Annotated in this window: 17 protein-coding genes; 10 read left to right on the top strand and 7 right to left on the bottom strand. The window is 35.4% G+C overall.

Going from position 1 to position 21,105, the window contains the following annotated elements:
* Positions 1–2 precede the first annotated feature (2 nt).
* From MM214_RS14080 to MM214_RS14070, 3 genes are all read right to left on the bottom strand, one after another.
* The gene (locus tag MM214_RS14080) at positions 3–1,085 is read right to left on the bottom strand and encodes an AI-2E family transporter (protein WP_241296277.1); all 1,083 of its coding nucleotides are present in this window, start codon (positions 1,083–1,085) and stop codon (positions 3–5) included.
* Positions 1,086–1,203: 118 nt separating this feature from the next.
* Entirely contained in the window at positions 1,204–1,527 is a 324-nt protein-coding gene (locus MM214_RS14075; RefSeq protein ID WP_241296276.1) for a DUF3276 family protein, read from the bottom strand.
* A 171-nt stretch (positions 1,528–1,698) separates the two neighbouring features.
* Complete coding sequence (locus tag MM214_RS14070) at positions 1,699–2,046, bottom strand: 4Fe-4S dicluster domain-containing protein (RefSeq protein ID WP_241296275.1); 348 nt, start codon at positions 2,044–2,046, stop codon at positions 1,699–1,701.
* A gap of 151 nt (positions 2,047–2,197) precedes the next feature.
* Between MM214_RS14070 and MM214_RS14065 the strand changes: the two genes are divergently transcribed.
* The 4 genes from MM214_RS14065 (at position 2,198) to MM214_RS14050 (ending at position 10,215) form a co-directional block, all read left to right on the top strand.
* Positions 2,198–3,217, top strand: coding sequence for an acyl-CoA reductase (locus MM214_RS14065; protein ID WP_241296274.1), 1,020 nt, complete (start codon positions 2,198–2,200; stop codon positions 3,215–3,217).
* Between the two features lie 595 nt (positions 3,218–3,812).
* The gene (locus MM214_RS14060) at positions 3,813–6,074 is read left to right on the top strand and encodes an aconitate hydratase (RefSeq protein ID WP_241296273.1); all 2,262 of its coding nucleotides are present in this window, start codon (positions 3,813–3,815) and stop codon (positions 6,072–6,074) included.
* A gap of 99 nt (positions 6,075–6,173) precedes the next feature.
* A complete protein-coding gene (locus tag MM214_RS14055; protein ID WP_241296272.1) occupies positions 6,174–7,400 on the top strand; it encodes a porin in 1,227 nt (408 codons plus the stop codon).
* Positions 7,401–8,016: 616 nt separating this feature from the next.
* On the top strand, positions 8,017–10,215 hold the full coding sequence (locus tag MM214_RS14050) for an ATP-binding protein (protein WP_241296271.1): 2,199 nt from the start codon (positions 8,017–8,019) through the stop codon (positions 10,213–10,215).
* Here the strand turns inward: MM214_RS14050 and MM214_RS14045 are convergent.
* Positions 10,210–11,154: a tetratricopeptide repeat protein gene (locus tag MM214_RS14045; protein ID WP_241296270.1), complete on the bottom strand. Its 945-nt coding sequence runs from the start codon at positions 11,152–11,154 to the stop codon at positions 10,210–10,212. The genes MM214_RS14050 and MM214_RS14045 overlap by 6 nt on opposite strands.
* Positions 11,135–12,220, bottom strand: a complete 1,086-nt coding sequence (locus MM214_RS14040) for an AI-2E family transporter (RefSeq protein WP_241296269.1) — start codon at positions 12,218–12,220, stop codon at positions 11,135–11,137. Before MM214_RS14040 ends, MM214_RS14045 begins: the two co-directional genes overlap by 20 nt.
* Positions 12,221–12,326: 106 nt before the next feature.
* Here MM214_RS14040 and MM214_RS14035 point away from each other — a divergent pair, with 106 nt between their 5' ends.
* Positions 12,327–13,331 (top strand): cation diffusion facilitator family transporter, encoded by a 1,005-nt coding sequence (locus tag MM214_RS14035; protein ID WP_241296268.1) that lies wholly within the window; start codon positions 12,327–12,329, stop codon positions 13,329–13,331.
* 284 nt (positions 13,332–13,615) lie between these two features.
* On the opposite strand, the gene MM214_RS14030 is transcribed toward MM214_RS14035, so the two are convergent.
* Positions 13,616–15,643 carry a M3 family metallopeptidase gene (locus MM214_RS14030; RefSeq protein ID WP_241296267.1) on the bottom strand — a complete coding sequence of 676 codons (2,028 nt, stop codon included), beginning with the start codon at positions 15,641–15,643 and terminating at the stop codon, positions 13,616–13,618.
* Positions 15,644–15,825: 182 nt separating this feature from the next.
* Positions 15,826–16,473 (bottom strand): sulfate ABC transporter permease, encoded by a 648-nt coding sequence (locus MM214_RS14025; RefSeq protein WP_241296266.1) that lies wholly within the window; start codon positions 16,471–16,473, stop codon positions 15,826–15,828.
* A gap of 125 nt (positions 16,474–16,598) precedes the next feature.
* Between MM214_RS14025 and MM214_RS14020 the strand changes: the two genes are divergently transcribed.
* The 5 genes from MM214_RS14020 (at position 16,599) to MM214_RS14000 (ending at position 21,102) form a co-directional block, all read left to right on the top strand.
* Positions 16,599–17,753, top strand: coding sequence for a tol-pal system protein YbgF (locus tag MM214_RS14020; RefSeq protein WP_376856783.1), 1,155 nt, complete (start codon positions 16,599–16,601; stop codon positions 17,751–17,753).
* Between the two features lie 212 nt (positions 17,754–17,965).
* Positions 17,966–18,448 (top strand): Lrp/AsnC family transcriptional regulator, encoded by a 483-nt coding sequence (locus MM214_RS14015; protein WP_076502638.1) that lies wholly within the window; start codon positions 17,966–17,968, stop codon positions 18,446–18,448.
* A gap of 64 nt (positions 18,449–18,512) precedes the next feature.
* A complete protein-coding gene (locus MM214_RS14010; RefSeq protein WP_241296264.1) occupies positions 18,513–19,052 on the top strand; it encodes an NUDIX domain-containing protein in 540 nt (179 codons plus the stop codon).
* A 29-nt stretch (positions 19,053–19,081) separates the two neighbouring features.
* Entirely contained in the window at positions 19,082–20,446 is a 1,365-nt protein-coding gene (locus MM214_RS14005; protein ID WP_241296263.1) for an MATE family efflux transporter, read from the top strand.
* A 107-nt stretch (positions 20,447–20,553) separates the two neighbouring features.
* Entirely contained in the window at positions 20,554–21,102 is a 549-nt protein-coding gene (locus MM214_RS14000; RefSeq protein ID WP_241296262.1) for an acyl-CoA thioesterase, read from the top strand.
* The last annotated feature ends 3 nt before the right edge of the window (positions 21,103–21,105 follow it).

Here is a 21,105-nt window from a genome sequence, read left to right as displayed (position 1 = left end):
TTTTATAATTTGAATATTTTATACTCCCTATATCCTTTAAAGAATTCTATGATAGAAACTCTGAAAACAGTATATACAGGAATTGCAAATATCATCCCGGTGATTCCAGCGATTTTTGCACCTGCAAAGATAACAACAAATATTTCAAGTGGATGAGCTTTTACAGATTTAGAGAATATTAAAGGCTGTAAAAATATATTGTCCGTAAGCTGTACAGCAGAAAATACAGATAATATCTTAATGATAAATAGCCATATTTCATTTCCTTCTCCAAAACTTCCAGTGGTAAGACCTACCAAAACGCCAAATGTAGCTCCTAAAATCGGGCCTGCATACGGTATCAAGTTGGCAATGGCTGCAAAGAAAGCTATGGTAAGTGCATATTCTATATTCATTATCGTAAGTCCAATGGACGCAATGGAAAAAATCGCCGAAATCTGAATCAATAATCCAATTAAATAATTGGAAAGCAGTCTCTCCACTTTATTGAAGGTGGAAACGTAAAGTTCGAAATATGCATTTGGCACAAGATTAATGATATTACGGCGTAGTAATCCATTTTCCAATAGAAGGAAAAATGTGATAAATACAATTGCCATAGTTCCTACTAAAAATGTGCTGGTGGTATTAAGAATGGTATTGACGATGTTTTGGATACTGATAAAGTTGAAATTCGAAATAAGATTTTCTCTAACCTGAGTGATCAAAAATCCTGGCTCATTTTCAATTAATTTATATCTTAACAATATATCCTCTAATTTACCTGCCGGATTTTGGATTTGTTCATAAATCAAATCCATATCGTATGTGGCAATTATCTGAATCTGTTTTGAGATAAGAGGAATGAATAAAAAACCGATTATAATGAAAAAAGAAACTACTACGGTAAAGGATACTAATATTGAAAACCATCTTGGTACATGTCTTCCTAGCAAATGAATGGAGCTGATTCTATTGGTCAGTGGTCTTAGAACTGCAGCAAGAATAATTGAAATTAGAAAGTAAAAAGTGATATTAGAGAAATACCAGCCTATGATAAAAAATAGGATGGTAAAAATGCTTATGTATATTATGAGTTTTTTCATTTTATAAGCAAAAAGGAGAAAGGTACAACAAAACTAAGCTATGACTATAAATGAATATAATCATAAAATAATTTTAATTGAAACTTTCTCCAAATGAGTTAATGAATAAAAGTAGAGATTAATCCCATTTCAATTCATCATCGTACTCGGATTCTTCTTGATCAAATTGAGAGAAATCCACTTCAGGCATTAAATCTGTCTTTACATGCTCCACCGTATTCTGAAGTGCTTCTAAGAATTTACCGAAATCTTCCTTGTAAAGAAAAATCTTGTGTTTCTCGAAAGAAAAGGAATCTCCATTCACTCTTCTCTTGCTTTCGGTAATGGTCAGGTAGTAATCATTTGACCTAGTTGATTTTACGTCAAAGAAATAAGTCCTTTTACCAGCTTTTACTCTTTTGGAGAAGATTTCTTCTCTGTCATTTCCTCTGTTGTCTTCCACAGCCCTAATTTTAATGTTGTAGTATTTAAGCAATTAAATCGGGAGACAATTTAAATCAATTAAGGAGAAATATTCAAGCCAATTATCAGATTTTTTAAATATGTTGCAATAATTTTATAATAAGGCTCTCAATAACAGGCATAAAATAAAATAAGAGAGGTGTTTTCTCTCTTATTCTCCATGCATGAATTCTTTCTTTGCAAGTAATTCTTCTTCACTTTCTCGGTGGTCAGGATCATCTACACAGCAGTCTACTGGGCATACAGCTGCACATTGAGGCTCCTCATGAAAACCTGTACATTCAGTGCATTTTTCAGTTACGATGTAGTAAAATTCATCAGATACTGGTTCTTGCTTCTCAGAAGCATCTATGACAGAACCATCAGGTAGGGTCACTTCTTGTAGCTTTGTACCACCTGCCCAAGTCCATTCAATCCCACCTTCATATATCGCTGTGTTCGGACACTCTGGTTCACATGCACCGCAATTGATGCACTCATCCGTTATCATTATCGCCATTGTTCAATCAATTTTAAATTTCTACGCAAAATTAATAAGCAATTAACAAACGCACCAAATAAAAGTTGTCATGCTAATTAATTTATATTCAATCTAGCTAAGCCGTTTTTTTCTCTAATTTGGATACCTTTGCAGGCGAAATTACATTAAAATGACGTTAGAAGAAAGAATATTTGCATTTGATCATCTTGGAAAAAGGCTAAGTAACCTCAGTGATGGGGAATTTGATGATTTAGCGTGGAGAGTCGAGAATAACAACAGTTGGTTCACAAAAGATCACACCAAGTCTGCTATTGAAGCACTATGTTCATTTTTGGAATTGGAATCCCTCAAAAATTGGGTTGCCAAGTATACATGGATACATGAAGGAGCCCCTAAAAATATAGGGATACTAATGGCAGGAAATGTGCCAGGAGTAGGGTTTCATGATTTGTTATCAGTATTGATTACTGGACATCAAGCAGCTGTGAAATTAAGTTCAAGTGATAGTGTGCTCATTAAATGGTTGACGAGTGAGTTGATTGAAATTGAGCCAAGGTTTGAGAAACTAGTTCGCTTTGAAGAGATGCTCAAAGGAAAAGATGCCTACATCGCTACAGGTAGTGACAATTCTGCTAGGTATTTTGAATATTATTTTGGTAAATATCCCAGCATCATTAGAAAAAATAGAACATCTATAGCAATATTGAATGGGAATGAGAAAGAGGAAGACTTTCTGGATCTAGGAAAAGATGTTTTTCAGTATTTTGGATTAGGCTGTAGAAATGTATCCAAACTATATGTTCCTAATCGCTCGATTTTGACGAGATTTTTGGACAACATGAATGGTTTTCAGTTGATTTCAAGTCATCATAAGTATATCAATAATTATGACTACAATAAGTCAATATATTTAATCAATGGTGAGGATCATTTAGATAATGGATTTTTACTACTGAAAGAAAGTCAAGATTTGGTGTCACCTATTGCAGTACTTTATTATGAAATTTATGATGATTTGGAGATACTGAAGACCAAAATATCGGATCAGAAAGATAAAATACAGTGCATAGTTAGCCAATCAGGTTGGTATGAGAATAGTGAAACATTTGGTCAAGCGCAGTGCCCAAAACTAGATGATTATGCAGATAATGTGGACACTTTAGAGTTCTTACTGGGGTTGTACAAATGAGCGATATGAATTATTCAATTACAATTTTTCAAAATCAGAAGAAATATGATCTAGTTAAAATAGCATTCTGATTATACGCTTTTTTGCCAGTAACTTCAATTCATTGGCACAACAGGTTGTTAATGGTCAATATCCATAAGAATCCAATGTCAATTTATATTGAAAGTTAGAAAAATCGGAATTTTGTAATGTTATTGGCAAAGTTCCGTATATCCATAAATAGCATTTAGATTTTGCGTTTATTCCATGTTTTTGATTTCAATTTATGGAATTGAATTGTGATGATTAGATACCATGTGAAATTGAAAGATGTATATCAGATCATTGAATAGTTATTTAAAAATCTCTCGAGCAAAAATCATCTCTTCATGTAGCTAATTTTTAATAAATTATTATCTGATTCTAGAAAATCACTTTTGTGATCGATTTAGGAGATCTATTTTGGATACTAATGCTTGTGATATATCATAGTTTAAGTTGAGATATATATTAATTACCAACACAAATACTATTTTACTTCCATTTAATGGCTATTTTTTTATCTTTGCGAACAATTTAAAAAAACCTTTGTAACATTATAAACCATACATTTCCAATGGCATTTGATATAGAAATGATAAAGGCTGTCTATGAAAAGTATCCTTCTAGGATAGCTGCAGCTAGAGCAGCGGTAGGTAGACCACTTACATTGACAGAGAAGATTTTGTACGCACATCTTTCAGAAGGTGAAGCTAGTAAGGCTTATGAGAGAGGTGTTTCATATGTAGATTTTCAGCCAGATAGGGTAGCCATGCAAGATGCAACTGCACAAATGGCACTTTTACAATTTATGCAAGCAGGGAGGAATCAAGTTGCTGTTCCTTCCACTGTACATTGTGATCACTTGATCCAAGCAGAAGTTGGAGCTTCTGAAGACTTAAATAAAGCCAAAGATAAGAATAAAGAAGTATACGATTTCTTAGCATCAGTATCTAATAAGTATGGAATTGGTTTTTGGAAACCAGGTGCTGGTATTATACACCAAGTTGTGCTTGAAAACTATGCTTTCCCAGGTGGAATGATGATCGGGACTGATTCTCATACGCCAAATGCTGGTGGACTTGGTATGATCGCGATTGGTGTAGGTGGGGCAGATGCATGTGATGTAATGGCTGGACTTCCTTGGGAGCTAAAGTTTCCAAAGTTGATCGGTGTAAAACTTACAGGTAAGCTATCTGGCTGGACATCTGCCAAAGACGTGATCTTAAAAGTAGCTGGAATCTTAACTGTGAAGGGGGGGACCGGTGCTGTAGTGGAATATTTCGGAGAAGGAGCTAATGCACTATCAGCAACTGGAAAAGGTACTATCTGTAACATGGGTGCTGAAATTGGAGCTACAACTTCAATTTTTGGATATGATGAAAAGTCGGGAGCATATTTGAGAGGAACAGATCGTTCAGATATTGCTGACTTAGCTGATCAAATTAGAGAGCACCTCAATGCAGATGCAGAAGTGTATGAAAGTCCAGAGAAATATTTTGATCAGGTGATTGAAATCAATCTTTCTGAGCTTGAGCCACATGTAAATGGTCCTTTCACACCGGATTTGGCTTGGCCTTTGTCTAAATTTGCTGCGGCAGTAAAAGAAAATGGATGGCCGGCTAAGTTGGAAGTTGGATTGATCGGTTCTTGTACCAACTCATCGTATGAAGATATCTCAAGAGCAGCCTCATTGGCGCAACAAGCTGTTGATAAGAAATTGGTAGCAAAATCTGAATATACAATCACACCAGGTTCTGAGCAAGTAAGGTTCACTGTAGAGCGAGATGGCTTTTTGAATGTGTTTGATAAAATGGGTGGAGTAGTCTTAGCCAATGCTTGTGGTCCATGTATTGGTCAGTGGGCTAGACATGGTGCTGAAAAGCAAGAAAAGAACTCAATCATCACATCATTCAATAGAAATTTTGCAAAGAGAGCTGATGGAAATCCAAATACGCACTCATTTGTGGCCTCTCCAGAGATCGTAACAGCGCTAGCCATAGCAGGTGATCTTACATTCAACCCAATGACTGACTCTTTGACAAATGAAGATGGTCAGCAGGTAAAACTAGACGAACCAAGAGGTCTAGAACTTCCTACTCAAGGGTTTGCTGTGGAGGACGCAGGTTATCAAGCTCCAGCTGAGGATGGATCTTCTGTAAATGTCATAGTGGACCCAAAATCAGAAAGACTTCAATTACTTGAGCCATTTGCTCCATGGGAGGGAGTGGATCTGAAAGGACTTAAGCTACTTATCAAGGCAAAAGGTAAATGTACTACTGACCACATTTCTATGGCAGGGCCATGGTTGAGATTCAGAGGTCACTTGGATAATATCTCCAATAACATGCTTATAGGAGCGGTCAACTATTTCAACGAAGAGACCAATAAAGTGAAGAATCAACTCAATGGAGAGTATGGAGAAGTTCCAGCTGTCCAAAGACAATATAAACTTCATAATGTAGGCTCTGTCGTAGTAGGTGATGAAAACTATGGAGAAGGATCCTCAAGAGAGCATGCAGCTATGGAGCCAAGATTCCTTGGTGTAAGAGCTATCCTGGTAAAGTCTTTTGCTAGAATTCACGAGACCAACTTGAAAAAGCAGGGAATGCTTGCTTTGACTTTCGCAAATCCAGCAGATTATGATCTGGTACAGGAAAATGATAGCATAGATATCTTAGGTCTTGAGTCTTTTGCTCCAGGTCAGCAGCTTACAGTGGTACTGAATCATGCTGACGGAAGTACCAATGAGATCAAAGTAAATCACACTTACAATGCTGGTCAGATTGAATGGTTCAAAGCTGGTTCAGCTCTTAACTTGATCAAGGCAGGTGTATAACTTGTGATTTTAATAAATTTTTATAAAAAAGCTGTGGGTGACCACAGCTTTTTTATTTGTTATAGTTTTAGATTTGCAAATTCTAAATCAATGATAACTATGTCATATTTTAAAAAGTGTAAGTCTTTAAACTTTCCCAAAGTTGCTGTTTTTTGTTTTCTTATGATTTCTTCATTTGCATATTCACAGACTGTAGAGTCTGATGAACGGGCATTGATTGAAGTGAAAGAAGGTATCAAGTTCTCAAAGGACTCTCTGTTTTTAATGAATTTAAGGTTCAGGATGCAAAATAGAGCAGGGTTTAATTCAGTGTATTCAGGAACTGACTTAGGGATAGAGCAATTTGAAATGCGGGTGAGAAGGCTAAGGTTGAGATTAGATGGGTATGTATTGAATCCAAAGTTTCAATATTATATTCAGCTGGCATTTTCGAAAGCAGATATGGATTTGGAAACTGGTAACATTGCCCAGCCAGTACGTGATGCCATCTTGTATTATACTTTAAATGACAATTTCTATATTGGATTTGGACAGTCCAAACTTCCTGGAAATAGAGAAAGAGTGATCAGCTCAGGTAATTTACAGTTTGCAGACAGATCGATAGTGAATAGTCTCTTTACATTAGATAGGGACTTTGGTATTTTTGGCTATTATACTTTGCGTACAAATGGCAGTAGTTTGTTTTTAATCAAAGGGGCTTTATCCTCAGGTGATGGGAGAAATGCATCAGCCATTAACAATGGATTGGCTTATACTGGTAGATTAGAAGCATTGCCATTTGGAACATTCAAAAATAGTGGGGATTATTCTGAGGGAGATTTGGAATTTGAAGTAAGCCCAAAGCTATCTCTAGGAGTTACTTTATCAGAAAATCATAAAGCAGTAAGAACTGCGGGTCAACTTGGTGCTGAGCTTTATGCACCCAGGAATTTAAGTAGTTTTATAGTAGATGGTATGTTTAAGTATAGAGGTTGGGGAGTCATGAGTGAGTATATGAGGAGATCGACAGATGACCCAATCACAAGAAATAATCTTGGCGATGTACGGTATGTTGTAGTAGGTCATGGTGTCAATACACAAATCTCTAGAATGATCTCTCGAAAGTCGGAGATGGCAGTAAGATATGCTTATGTCATTCCCAATGAATCTATAGAGGTATATCAAAATAGAGTAGATGAAGTGCTTTTAGGATATACACATTATTTGAATGGACATAGGATAAAAGTTCAAGGAAATCTTGGCTACCGGTGGTTGGAAGGCTTATATCAATTAGCTAACTCAGGTAACTCTTGGACGGGAATGTTCCAAGTAGAGTTTGGTATTTGATGCGTGTGGATATACGCATAGAATCCGATAAACAAATCATATTAGTTATAAAAAAATCCAGTTATTGATTTAGTTCAAGGATGCTGCTAGTATGTAAGATCTTGTCAGGTCAATTCAACCTTCACTCAAATCATAAGTTCTCCACTAAATTTTGCTCAAAAAATTTAAAAAAAATCTTAAATTTTTAGGTTGTTGAGCTAAATCATATTTTTAAATGTTGAGTTTATATAGAAAAGCATTAAATTTCTGTCGGAATTGAATGGTTATCAGACTATTTGTAAAATATTTCCAACTATTTATAAGTTAGTTTGTTGTGGAGTGGTTAATTGAAAAAAATAAATGTTTAATCAATCCAAATGTGTCTTAAAACACGTAATTGACCATTTCGATAAATCCAAGTTGAAATCCAGCTAATTAATAATTAAAGTTACATAAAAAAATGTGCTCAGTCAACCCTTGAGTTGGAAGGCAAATTGGAAAAATTGATTCTTAATATTAAAATTTAAATATAAAAAATTTGCTGTAAAAAGCAAAAAAGTGTATGTTTACGTCAGTTTAGAGAGTTTTGCTATCTGAAGTTAAGTCAATTGACGATAGTTGATCTCAAGTAAAATCTATGAAGGATAGGGGAATTAATAATACTTTCAAGAAAGTAATTTATGAATCTTCGGATATGGTGTTTTTAGCTGATGATACCTATCCGTATAATATTTTCTATAGCAATCTTGCATTTGACAACTCCATAGGTGACTACCTATTGGACAAAAGTCTGGTGGGGTTGGGTTTGGATGTGAACAGCTATATCTTTAAAGAAGAGTTGTTGATTAGTTTTCAGTCAAGTGATTATAAGTTTCAAATTGAGCTTCCTAATCAAAATGGAGAAAACTATTTTTTGTTTTATAACGGCAAGGAAATAAAAAAACATGGATTTCCTTCTTCTCAAGATAGTCATTTATTTTTCGATTCAGGTCTTGATATGATTGCGATAGGAAAGAATAATTTTCTCACATGGGTTAATTCTAAAACACTTAAGGTGCTAGGATATACACAAGAGGAATTAGTAAATGTAGATTTATGTCAATTTTTTCATCCTGAAGATTTGTCTGATTTTCGCCTCACAATTGCTGGATTGAATTCAGAAAATTCTGGCTACGATGATTTGTCGGTAAGGATTTTGTCGAAAAATCATGGATATAGATTAATATCATGGAATGTGAAATTTGTTGATGGAAGTTTTTATGCAAGTGGTAGAGACGTAACTGAAAGAAGGAGAGATTTTCAATTATTTAAGAATTTCACGAATTATGTACCTGGTGCTTTTTTTAAACTCCTCATAAACAATACAGGAGAAATCACTTTCCCATATTTTAGTCCTAGTGTTTTTGAACTTTTTGGGATAAATGATACCAATAATGAATCTATAGATTTAGGGGTGATTGTATCTAAGATTCATCATGAGGATACTGCCAATGTAATTTCTACGGCGATGATGTCTTCTAAATCTACCAAACCATGGGAATGCGACTTTAGAATAAAAGGTAAAGATGAGGGTTCAATAAAGTGGATTAGAGTTCATGCACAGTTAGCAGAGGTGAGGCATATGAAATTGGTATGGTATGGATATTTGAGTGATGTTACTAGCTCTAAAATGTCTGAGCAAACCCTACATTTACAGAAAGAAATTGCTGAAAACTCGTCAAGAATAAAGTCCGAGTTCTTATCTACGATCAGCCATGATCTACGAACTCCTTTGAATGCTATTACGGGTTCTATCTATACTTTGCTGCAAGATGTTCATACTCCAGCACAAAAAGCGGCTTTTGATACCATCAATTTTTCTGTAGACAATCTCATCATCATGATCAATGATCTGCTCGATTTTCAGAAAATAGAAGCAGGAAAACTGAGCTTGGATCTACAGCCCATGGAATTAGCAGGGGTTGTCAAACAAGTAATTAATAGCTTCGAATCCCATGCATTAGAGTCGCGAAATACCCTAAGACTTCACTTTGATGATGCAGCAAATCTAGTTGTGCTAGGTGACAAAGTTAGGTTAACACAAGTATTGAATAACTTGATTTCCAATGCCCTTAAGTTTACCAAAAATGGACAAGTTGAATTGAAAGTTCAGCTGAAATCTAACAAATCAGACTACTCTATCATATATTTTGAAGTGAAAGATACTGGTATTGGTATAGCGGAGGAAGATATGGAGAAGATTTTTCAAGATTTTGATCAATTACAGCAGACATTTAGTAAGAAATATGGTGGAACAGGATTAGGATTGTCAATTTCAAAGAAATTGCTTGAACAGATGGATAGTAGGATAGAAGTAACATCCCAATTAGGAGTGGGCTCAATCTTTTTCTTCGAGATAGCATTTGAAAATGTAAACAAAGAAATGCTAAGACCAAATAGCTATTCAAAACCTGAAGAAGTAAAACTCAGTCAAGTAAGTGTATTAATGGCAGAAGATAATGATGTAAACGCACTAGTTCTTGGAAAAATTCTTAAAAAATGGGGTTATGAATTTGATAGAGTCACAAATGGTGTTGAAGCATTGGAAGCTATTGGGAAAAAGGAGTACGATATAATTCTTATGGATATTCAAATGCCTTTGATGGACGGTCTTGAGTGTACTTCAAAGATCAAGGAGATTTCTAATACACCAGTGATAGCACTTACAGCAGCGATAGAGCAAGAAGTGATAAAAGCATTAGAAGCTGTGGGATTTGATGAATATGTTTCAAAACCCATTGATGCAGACGAACTTCACCAAAAGATCAACGATCTATTGGTAGTGACGAATTTATAGTGCCCTAATTTTGGACAAGTATTCATCCACAAGGTCCATTTTGGGATCATAGTTTTTAGCATCCTCCAAATATTTTTGAGCTGAAACTTTATCTCCTGTGAGAAAGTAATATATTCCTTTGTTTCGCCAAGCATATGGATTTTTAGAGTTTTGCTTGATACTGAAATTTATATCCGTGATGCCTTTATCCAACTCACCCAAAAATAGGTAATAAAGTCCCCTGTTATTGTGATAAAATGAAACTCTAGGATTGATACTTATTGCTTTTTCTACCCAGGATAGAGCCTCTTGATAACGATCATTATCAAATGCAATCATAGACCTTAGATTGTAAATGTTTGCCTCTTCTGGGTTAGATTTTTCAGCATTTTCTAACAATTCTATAGCTCTATTATAGTCTTTTTGATAATAAAGAATGGTGGCCATATTTACTATCAAGTCAGCATTGGTAGGATTGTATGATAATCCCTTTTCAAATGCCTTAAGTGCAGCATCATAATCCTTTAGTCTTTCTTTCGTAAGTCCAAGTAAAAAATATGATTTCCAACTTTCTGGACTTTCTTTTAGCAGGTTTTCTGCATCATTGAGGGCTTTATAATTTTCGCCGTTATCCAGATAAGACAAACCTCTTTGAAAATAGGCAGTACTATCAATCGAAGATCCAATGGAAAGGATATTACTAAAATCATCGATGGCTGCTTCGAAATTATTCAATCTGCTTTGGACGATACCTCTATTCAACAAAGCGTCGGCAAAGTTAGGGTCGATCTTTAGGGCTTCAGTATAAAAATCTAAAGCCCCTTTAAGATCATTTTCTTTTAGTTTTTCATTTCCTTTTAGTAAAAAGCGACCCTTTTTGTCTTCTTGTGTAGCACAAGCCAATAATAATACCGCTGCAAAAAGGATAAATAAAATATTGCTAATTTTTTGATTTATCATTTTGTATCTTTTCTTTTTCCTCTCCTAACAACAAAGCAAAAGGTCTTGTTGATTCATCAAGTTCAAATATTTTTCTCAAGACAGCCAAGGTCGGTATTATCATTATCATTCCTATTACTCCCCATATAGAAGCTCCTATAAGTAATCCAATAAATGTGATGAAAGCGTTCAAATTAACATTACTTCCGACAATTTTAGGCGTTAAGAAATTACTTTCTATGAGCTGGATGATTGTAAATGCTGCAATCACACCAAGCGGGTAAAATAGACTGTCTTTTGTCAAAAATGCAAAAATCATCGGTAATATAGCCCCTAGGAATGGCCCTAAGTATGGTATTATATTCAAAATCGCTGCAAATACAGCAAAGAAGATCGCATGCTTGATGCCTAGTCCAAACAAAACAGCTGAGTTTAAAACAGCTAAAATTGCCATTACTTTCACAATTCCCACAATGTATCTTTGAACAAGTTTTCTGAGTTCTCTAATTTTGCTTTTAATTTCATCTTGGTCATGTTCTTTGAACATATTGACAATAAAATCTGTAAGATGATCTCTATAGATCAGGAAAAAGAAGATGAAAACAGGGAGTAAAATAAGCCCAGACATTGATCCGATGGTATTGAGTACAAATTCGGCTAAGCTCGAACTGTTAGACTGTAGCAAATCTACCCAATGACTTTTGTCAATACCATCCCCAATGCCTGTTTCCACAGCAAAATTGTCATAAACCCAAGAGTCAATATCACTTAGATAATTGTTTAATCTATCTCCTACATTATCTAAATCGCGAGAAAAGCTGGCAACTTGAAGAATAACGAATGTGATGAATCCTGCCGTTACCAAAATTGCTGAAATCAAGGATATGATAGCACTGAATATCCTAGAAAATTTTTTACCCTCTAGCCAATTTCCAAGAGGTGTAAGTAGAATTGAGATAAATCCTCCCAAAAATAGTGGGATAAAAATTCCTTTTCCTACTATCAATATAAAAACTATGGCAGCTGTCAAGCAGATGACTAATAGTGCTTTGATGTAAGAAGGAAGTTTGATTGGTGTTGATTCCATAAAATGTTTGATTTAGATTTTCAGTTTTCTATTCAATATTATTAAAAATCGGCAATTTTCAATAAATATATTCTAATTTTGGAGTCCAAATATTATACCGCAACTCGTGAATCAGCAAAAAACAAAGTGGATTAGAATTTCTTTTATCGTAAGTGTGATCTTGTTGATAATTAAATTTTATTCCTTTTACATTACCAATTCACTTGCAATTCTAACTGACGCATTGGAGAGTATAGTGAATGTAGTTGCTGCTGGATTTGCTTCGTATAGTATATACTTAAGTTCTCAGCCGAAGGATGAAAATCATCCATATGGTCATGGCAAAATAGAGTTTTTTAGTGCTGGTATTGAAGGTGTGCTCATTATACTAGCTGGTTTGTTCATTATTTATCAGGCAATATACAATTTCTTTGTTCCAAATGAACTTGAAATGCTTCTTGAAGGTGTTTTTCTGATTGGGATCACTGGTTTGATAAACGGGCTGCTTGGTCTAAAGTTGAAAAATGTCGGTAGAAAGATGAATAGCATAACGCTTGAAGCTAATGGGAAGCACCTACTCACAGACACCGTAAGTAGTCTAATCTTGGTGGGAGGAGTAGTTGTAATTTACTTGACAGGCATCGAGATTTTAGACGCTATCCTATCTATTCTGTTTTCACTGTACATAGTATATTCAGGTTATATACTCGTGAGAAAGTCTGTAGGCGGGCTGATGGATGAAGCTAATCCTTTGGCGATCAGTCATACTGTATCAGTGCTCAACAGTGAAAGAAAACCAGAGTGGATAGATATACATAATATGCGTGTCCAACAGTATGGAAGCGACAGGCATATCGATTTGCACTTGACGCTTCCATATTATTTTGAGCTCAAAAGGGTTCATGAAGAGGTTGAAAAAGTAGAAGAGGCTCTTGAAAATACTTTCCATGGTGGAATGGAAGTTTTTATTCATTCTGATCCATGCATTCCAGAAAAGTGTTGCAAATATTGTCAACTCTCAACTTGTTCAGTTCGAAAATATAAAGCAAGTACAAAAATCGAATGGACTGCTGAAAATATGGCTAAAAATCAAAAGCATTATCATGAACTGACTGATCGTATTACAGACTGATACCCACATGTGCTTTGATGCACCCATTAATATTGTGTCTATATTGTCTTTTGTATAAGAAATATGGTTATAGGTATTGTTTTTCAGCATTTAATATGGTATATTCAGCAAAAATACAAATATGAACGAGGATAAGCAATTCCGGTTACTATTGACTATATCGTCAGTGGTTTGGTTAGTCTTGATAGGGTTCATGATGGTGCTGTAAAGACTAATAGCGTTTGGTCTGCTGGTTGGCAGTTTAGATAAAAAAAAGGATGCATTTAAGTGCATCCTTTTTCAATTTATATCAATCCAGCTCTCTTTAGCAAAGCTTCTGGTTTTGGATCTCTTCCTCTAAATCTTTTATAAAGTACCTCAGGGTGTTCTTTAGACCCACTTGAAAGTATGTGTTCTTGGAAGGATTTAGCAGTGTTTTGATCAAAAATACCATTTTCTAAAAACAGCTCAAACGCATCAGCATCCAAAACTTCTGCCCATTTGTAACTATAGTAACCTGCTGCATAACCACCTTGGAAGATATGAGAGAAAGAAGTGCTCATGAGTGTGCCTTCTACCTCTGGAAGTAAAGAAGTTCCTTTCATCTGCTCCTTTTCGAATACAGGTATGCTATCTATCAAGCCTGGATCAGTACTATGATATGCCATGTCAAGTAATCCAAAGCTGATTTGTCTTACTGTCTGATAGCCTTGATGGAAATTAGATGCATTTTTGATTTTATCTATCAATTCTGGTGATATTTTTTCACCAGTAGCATAATGACTAGCAAAAAGATCTAGACATTCTTTCTCATAGCACCAATTTTCAAAAATTTGAGATGGAAGCTCAACAAAATCCCAATATACATGTGTTCCAGTGAGAGATTCATAGGTTCCTTTCGCTAACATACCATGGAGAGCATGTCCAAACTCATGGAACAATGTGGTGACTTCATTAAATGTAAGTAGTGAAGGCTTAGACTTGGTTGGTTTGGTGAAATTACAAACTATAGAGACATGTGGCCTTTGATCTATCTCATTTCTGATTTTTTGACCTCTATAACTTGTCATCCATGCTCCATTTCTTTTGCCTGGTCTAGGGAAAAAGTCAGCATAAAATACGGCCAAATGGTTATCATTTTCATCTAAAACTTCATATGCTGTAACATCATCATGGTATACTTGAATCTCATCACTCTTTTTGAAGGTAATTCCAAATAATTTTCTGGCAGTTTCAAAAACGCCCTGAGTAACCTTCTCGAGCTGAAAATAAGGTCTTAGGAGTTCGTCATCTACATCATATTTTTGCTTTTTGAGTTTTTCTGCATAGTAAGCAAAGTCCCACTTCTCTAATCGATCAATTTGGTCCAAGTTTTTTGCAAAAGCTTCAAGTTCATTGATTTCTTCAATTGCTTTTGGTTTACCTTTCTCCAATAGGTTTTCCAAAAAATCAAGCACTGCTTCACTGCTTTTTGCCATACGCTCTTCTAATACAAATGCCGCGTAGTTTTTATACCCAAGTAGAGAAGCCCTCTCGTTTTTCAAATGAAGCATTTCTTTGATGAACTCTTGATTATCAAGCTGATCACCTTTGCTAGCCTTGGTATTATATGCTATAAATAACTCCTTTCTGAGGGACCTGTTTTTAGCATAAGTCATAAAGGGGATATAGCTTGGAAAGGCAAGTGTAAAAATCCATTTCCCAACTTCTCCTGAATTTTCAGCTTCCTGTGATGCCGCTTCAATAACTGCCTCTGGAAGTCCTTCAAGATCCGATTCTTCTTCTACAATTAGCTTATATTTGTTCGTTTCGGCCAATACATTCTCACCGAATTTCAGACCAAGTTGAGAAAGTTTTTGGTCAATACTTCTAAGCTTTTCTTGCTCGTCTAGATCAAGTTTGGCTCCATTTCTAACAAAACTCTTGTAAGTTTTTTCAAGAAGCGAAAGTTGTTCTATTGTCAGATTTAAATTTTCTTTCTTTTTGAAAACTATTTCTACATTTTCAAAAAGCTTCTTATCCAACAATACATCATTGCTATGTGAAGTCAATAGTGGGGAGATTTCCCTTGCAAGTGCCTGTAAAGCATCATTTGTCTCTGCTGAATTGAGGTTGAAAAATATGGATGAAACCAAAGACAGTCGTTCACCAGCATTATCTAATGCCACTATCGTATTTTCGAAATCTGGATTAGACTCCGCTTTTATACGTTCGATATCAGCTTTTGCTTGTTGGATTCCATCCTGAATTGCAGGAAGGAAATGCTCAGTATTTATTTTTTTAAAAGGAGGGGTCTCAAATGGGGTATGGAATTTTTCCAATAAAGGATTCATATATCTTTTTAAGTTTAATTTATGAATTACAATCAGTTTCGTCCGGGGATATTTTCCTATAGGTGTAGATACGAATTTCCGACTGTTTATTTTAGCAATTTTTCAAAATTTAAATTCACTCATTCTAAATGAATGAGCATGCGGTGATCAAATCGAATGCACGGCCTCTCTATGGAGTAAGATTATTTATATACCAAAATATAGAACATAAGCCATACTAGGTAAACAAATACATAGCCTACCAATACAATCAAAAACGATTCCTTAAGGTTCCTTTTGCTATAAGTATGCACACCAAGGGTCAAAATGAAAGCATAAAGGACCTCAAATAGATTAAGTGCTTTTAATGGGTAGTGGTATTTTGAACTAATGCCATCAAGATCGAACAAAGAAGCAAGGGAAAAAGCACTGAAATTTTGAATATCCTGGAAAGAAGTATCGGATGATGGACTGATGAAAATAATCATTTTAATAAGTTCAGGTAAGATAAAAACTGTCTCAGCTACAAGTACAAATGTCCATAGAGGCTTAAAATTGATCTTGTATCCCAGAGCAAATGCCCCAGTCCAGAGAAAGAAAGTAATCAAAGTGACTTTCCAAAGAATAGAAAATGGTGTCCAAATATAATGCAGCGCATTGAATAGATGGAAAAATGACAATGAACCATTTTCTGACAATTCGCGACCAGCATAAATTGTATCAAGAATTATGTCATTGGTGACAAATCTTATGGTAATGAATAAGAAACATAAAATGATAAAAAATATTCTTTTGTCGAAATTAATTGTATCTAATATTCGTTGTGCAACTTGGGAGTCAGGTTTACTCATAGAGCAAAAATTAATTTTAGATAAAAGTAATTTTTTGTTTCTAATACCTGATAGTTTTGCAGAAAAAAAAATAAAAAAAAATAATGAGATACAAAATCTTCATGTCGATGCTGATAGGGTTATTAATGTTCAGTTCAGTATCTGCTCAAGAAGGAAATGAGGTTGATGTTTCTACGACACCAGGTTCTGAATATTTACTATTAGATAAAAGTTTGCAATTTAGGATTACAGATGCTGTAAATAGCCTTTACAATTTTGATTTTGCAACTGCAGAGCGTGGTTTTAGGGTCATGGGATTACAATATCCAGATCATCCACTACCAGATTTTCTATTAGGCTTAAGTACTTGGTGGAAAATAGCTGTAGATATAGAAAACAAAAAATATGACGCGACCTTTATCAGCCAAATGGATAAGGCGATCGCAAAGGCAGAAAAAATTTATAAAAAGAATCCAGAAAACAAAGAGGCAGCTTTTTTCCTTTCGGGTGCATATGGATTCCAAGGAAGATTATACAGCGAAAGAAAGAGCTGGACCAAAGCGACATTTGCTGGGAAGAGTGCTATGAAATACCTCAATCTTAGCAAAGGTGATGAAGAACTTAATCCTGAGCTTTTGTTAGGAGATGCACTTTTCAATTACTTCTCAGTGTGGATTCCTGAGAACTATCCTTTACTGAAGCCAGTGCTAGCCTTTTTTCCTAAAGGAGACAAAAAACTTGGGCTGAAACAACTTGAAGATGTTGCACAAAATGCATTTTATGCAAGGATTGAGGCTCAATACTTTTTGTTCAGGCTCTATGCATCAGAAGAAAAGCAGCCATTCAAAGCTTTAGAGATCACAGATTATTTACATAGCAAGTACCCAAATAACCCTTATTTTCATAGGTCTCATGCAAGGCATCTCTATTCTGTAGGAAGAATGGTAGAAGCGAATGAAACATCTTTGGAAATTCTTAAGCGTATAGATGAATCTTGGACGGGATATGAATCAAACTCAGGAAGGTATGCGGCATTTTTTGTAGCACAATACAATGACAGGATTGGAAATAAGAAAGAAGCCAAGAAATATTACCTAAAGACTTTGTCTTATGGCGAAGAGTCAGAGAGTCAAGAAAGCGGGTATTACCTTTACTCTTTGATGGCTTTGGGAAAAATGGCCAATGAGGATAAGGATAAGAAAAAAGCAAAAGATTATTTCAACAAAGTCAAAAAATACGCAAAACGAAAGCACCCAGCTCATAAGGAAGCAAGGGATTACATCAAAAAGAATAAACTTTAAGCTGATAAAATCGTATTTCTTCTCAGTTTCTCAAGAGATAATTTGAATATTTACAAATACTTACATGATTTCGATTGATTTGTTCTATTAAATTACGTTAATTGACAACAATATTTTGTAAAACCAGTCGTTTTTTGTTGGAAATGATTATAAAATAAATTTAAATTATATTAACTTTGTGCCACATAAAATTTTGAAAAATTTTAAATAATATGGATAACAGCGTAAGAGTAAAATTCGATAAAATAGACCGGAAGATATTAGAAATCCTTCAAGCTAACGCTAAAATCACCAATGCCCAACTTTCAAAAGATATAGGCTTATCACCTGCACCTACTTTAGAAAGAGTTAAGAAACTAGAGCAATCAGGTATAATCAAAAGCTATCACGCAAAACTAGATCCAGAAAGGATTGGTTTAGGGGTAAGTACTTTTGTTTTGGTCAGCTTGATAGGTCACAATAAAGGCAACATTGATGCTTTTATGAAGGAAATCAATGATATCCAAGAGGTAATAGAATGTCATCACATCACTGGTACTGGTGACTTTATCTTGAAAATCATAGCTAAGGATATCACTGCATATCAAAAGCTCATGCTTGAGAAAGTGAGTGAGATCAAAGAAGTAGATTCTATGCAATCTATGGTTATCTTGTCTACTTTCAAGGATAGTAAAGTTCTTCCTATCCCTGCATAATTTAATATTACTATCTCAATCATAGGAGGCTAGTGATAGTCTCCTTTTTTTATATCAAAAAATCATGGAAAACCCTTGGAAAACGCTATCAATCCAAACAGTATTTGAAAATCCCTGGATCGAAGTCACGCATAGGGATGTGATCATTCCATCAGGAAAACCTGGTACATATGGAATGGTCCATTTTAAAAATAAAGCTCTTGGCATCATACCAGTAGATGAGGAAGGCAATACTTGGCTAGTAGGTCAGTTCAGATACACTTTAAATGAATACTCTTGGGAAATCCCAATGGGTGGAGGGATACTTGAAGAAGATGACTTGATCAATGCTCAGAGAGAGCTTAAGGAAGAAACAGGACTTATCGCTGAGAGGTGGACGGAGATTATGAAGATACATACTTCCAACTCTGTCACTGATGAGTCAGGAGTGATATATTTGGCTGAAGGATTGACTCAAGGAGAAACAGAATTTGAAGAGACTGAGCAGTTGGAAATCATTAAGTTACCGCTCAAGGAGGCCGTGGAAAAAGTGATGAAAGGCGAAATTACTGATGCAATATCTATCGCTGGATTACTCAAAGTGGCCAAATTGTTCGATATTTGACCCTTCAAATAAAACCCTGCCCTCCATTCATGAATAGCATTAATTTCAAAGATCATTTTTCAAAAACTTTTACACTAGCCTATCCTGTGATGCTTAGCCAATTAGGTCAAGTTCTGGTCGGTGTGGCTGATTCTATGATGGTGGGTAGGCTTGGAGCCATTCCTTTGGCCGCAGCTTCACTGGCTAATAGTATATTCTTTGTGGTGCTCATGTTTGGAATAGGGGTGTCTATGGCAATCACGCCATTGGTAGCTATGGCCGACGGAAAGAAGAAAGATAATAAAATAGGGAGATTGTTCAGACATGGATTTGTTATCAATTCTGCCACAGCATTTATACTTTTTGTACTGATAACCTTATTCACACCAATGCTGAAATACATGAATCAGCCGGAGGAAGTCGTTACACAGGCTATACCGTACTTGATTATTATCACGATTTCAATACTACCATTTATGTTTTTTCAGACTTTCAAGCAATTTGCAGAAGGTCTTTCACAGACCAAACAAGCCATGTATATTACTTTGGTATGTAATGGCTTGAATGTGTTTTTGAACTGGGTAATGATTTATGGGAATTTAGGTTTTCCACCATTGGGATTGAATGGAGCAGGTTGGGCCACCCTTATATCAAGAGTACTTATGGGAATTATCATTGCCTACTATGTATTCAAATCCAATAGATACAAAAGGTTTGATCTAGGCTTTAAGATAAAGAAGTTTTCTTTCCCTATGGTTTCCAAAATGATCAGAATCGGAGTTCCGACAGGCTTTCAGTATATCTTTGAGGTAGGTGCATTCAGTACTGCGGCTATAATGATGGGTTGGATAGGAGTGACTGCACTGGCTGCTCATCAGATCGCTATCAATCTGGCATCTGTGAGTTATATGATGGCTTCAGGTTTATCGGCTGCTGCAATGGTCCGAGTTGGTAATCAGTTAGGACGAAATGATATCAAATCACTCAGGGAAGCAGGATTCACTGTATTTACTATGGTTGCCTTATTCATGCTTGTATCTGCATTTATCTTTATAGTTTTTAGAGAGTTTCTTCCATCTTTATACATTGATGATCCTACAGTTATTAGAATGAGTGCTAGTCTGCTAGTCATCGCAGGAATTTTTCAATTATCAGATGGCATCCAAGTGGTGGGTTTGGGAGCACTAAGAGGAATGGCTGATGTCAAAGTTCCTACTATAATTACTTTGATAGCTTACTGGGTCATCGGATTGCCTTTAGGGTATTTCTTTGCTTTTGTTTTGGATTTGAGGGAGTTAGGGGTTTGGTATGGTCTATTGATTGGATTGTCAATTACTGGAGTGATGTTATTAGTAAGATTTCATACTTTGAGCAGAGGACTGCTCCATAGGAAAAATTATCAAGGAGTGATCTAAAGTAGCTTTTGGATCCATATTTTTTGGTTTTTAGAAAGTATAGCAAGTTTTTTTACAATCACTTTTGGTGTTCTATTGAATACTGTCTATTTTCATTCAAAAAAAATATGATTGAGGCTAGAAAAGCAAGTTTTTCCCGTGTCACTATTACAGAGTTAATGATCCCTTCTTATGCTAACTTCGGAGGGAAAATACATGGAGGTATTTTATTGTCTCTCATGGATAAGGTTGCTTATGCTACAGCTTCTAAGCATAGCGGAGCTTATTGTGTCACTGTATCTGTGGATACAGTAGATTTTTTGCAACCTGTAGAGGTGGGAGAGTTAGTATCTCTCAAAGCTTCTGTGAATTACGTCGGTAATAGCTCGATGATTATTGGTATTAAGGTGATTTCTGAAAATGTAAAAACAGGAGAAGTCAAGCACACCAATACTTGCTATTTTACCATGGTAGCCAAAGGGGATGATGATAAGCCCACCACAGTTCCCAAATTGATTTTAGAGAATAAGACAGATGTAAGGAGGTTTGTTGAGGCCATCTATAGAAAAGGCTTTAAAAAAGAATATGAAGCAAATCTTCATGAGATAAAAAAATCGTGGGATAAGCAAGAGATAAAGTCTTTGCTAGCCAATGAGAGATGTATTATTGAATTTTAAATA

Origin of the sequence: Belliella kenyensis, from assembly GCF_022549675.1 — a bacterium.
Classification (GTDB): domain Bacteria; phylum Bacteroidota; class Bacteroidia; order Cytophagales; family Cyclobacteriaceae; genus Belliella; species Belliella kenyensis.
The sequence above is the reverse complement of the archived record's forward strand: the minus strand, read 5'-3'. Positions and strand labels throughout refer to the sequence as shown.

What these genes read in the sequence shown, in the direction of transcription:
- MM214_RS14080 (WP_241296277.1), bottom strand. Translation starts at nt 1,085, where the DNA reads ATGAAAAAACTCATAATATACATAAGCATTTTTACCATCCTATTTTTT.
- MM214_RS14070 (WP_241296275.1), bottom strand. Translation starts at nt 2,046, where the DNA reads ATGGCGATAATGATAACGGATGAGTGCATCAATTGCGGTGCATGTGAA.
- MM214_RS14065 (WP_241296274.1), top strand. Translation starts at nt 2,198, where the DNA reads ATGACGTTAGAAGAAAGAATATTTGCATTTGATCATCTTGGAAAAAGG.
- MM214_RS14060 (WP_241296273.1), top strand. Translation starts at nt 3,813, where the DNA reads ATGGCATTTGATATAGAAATGATAAAGGCTGTCTATGAAAAGTATCCT.
- MM214_RS14055 (WP_241296272.1), top strand. Translation starts at nt 6,174, where the DNA reads ATGTCATATTTTAAAAAGTGTAAGTCTTTAAACTTTCCCAAAGTTGCT.
- MM214_RS14050 (WP_241296271.1), top strand. Translation starts at nt 8,017, where the DNA reads ATGAAGGATAGGGGAATTAATAATACTTTCAAGAAAGTAATTTATGAA.
- MM214_RS14045 (WP_241296270.1), bottom strand. Translation starts at nt 11,154, where the DNA reads ATGATAAATCAAAAAATTAGCAATATTTTATTTATCCTTTTTGCAGCG.
- MM214_RS14040 (WP_241296269.1), bottom strand. Translation starts at nt 12,220, where the DNA reads ATGGAATCAACACCAATCAAACTTCCTTCTTACATCAAAGCACTATTA.
- MM214_RS14030 (WP_241296267.1), bottom strand. Translation starts at nt 15,643, where the DNA reads ATGAATCCTTTATTGGAAAAATTCCATACCCCATTTGAGACCCCTCCT.
- MM214_RS14025 (WP_241296266.1), bottom strand. Translation starts at nt 16,473, where the DNA reads ATGAGTAAACCTGACTCCCAAGTTGCACAACGAATATTAGATACAATT.
- MM214_RS14020 (WP_376856783.1), top strand. Translation starts at nt 16,599, where the DNA reads ATGTTCAGTTCAGTATCTGCTCAAGAAGGAAATGAGGTTGATGTTTCT.
- MM214_RS14015 (WP_076502638.1), top strand. Translation starts at nt 17,966, where the DNA reads ATGGATAACAGCGTAAGAGTAAAATTCGATAAAATAGACCGGAAGATA.
- MM214_RS14010 (WP_241296264.1), top strand. Translation starts at nt 18,513, where the DNA reads ATGGAAAACCCTTGGAAAACGCTATCAATCCAAACAGTATTTGAAAAT.
- MM214_RS14005 (WP_241296263.1), top strand. Translation starts at nt 19,082, where the DNA reads ATGAATAGCATTAATTTCAAAGATCATTTTTCAAAAACTTTTACACTA.
- MM214_RS14000 (WP_241296262.1), top strand. Translation starts at nt 20,554, where the DNA reads ATGATTGAGGCTAGAAAAGCAAGTTTTTCCCGTGTCACTATTACAGAG.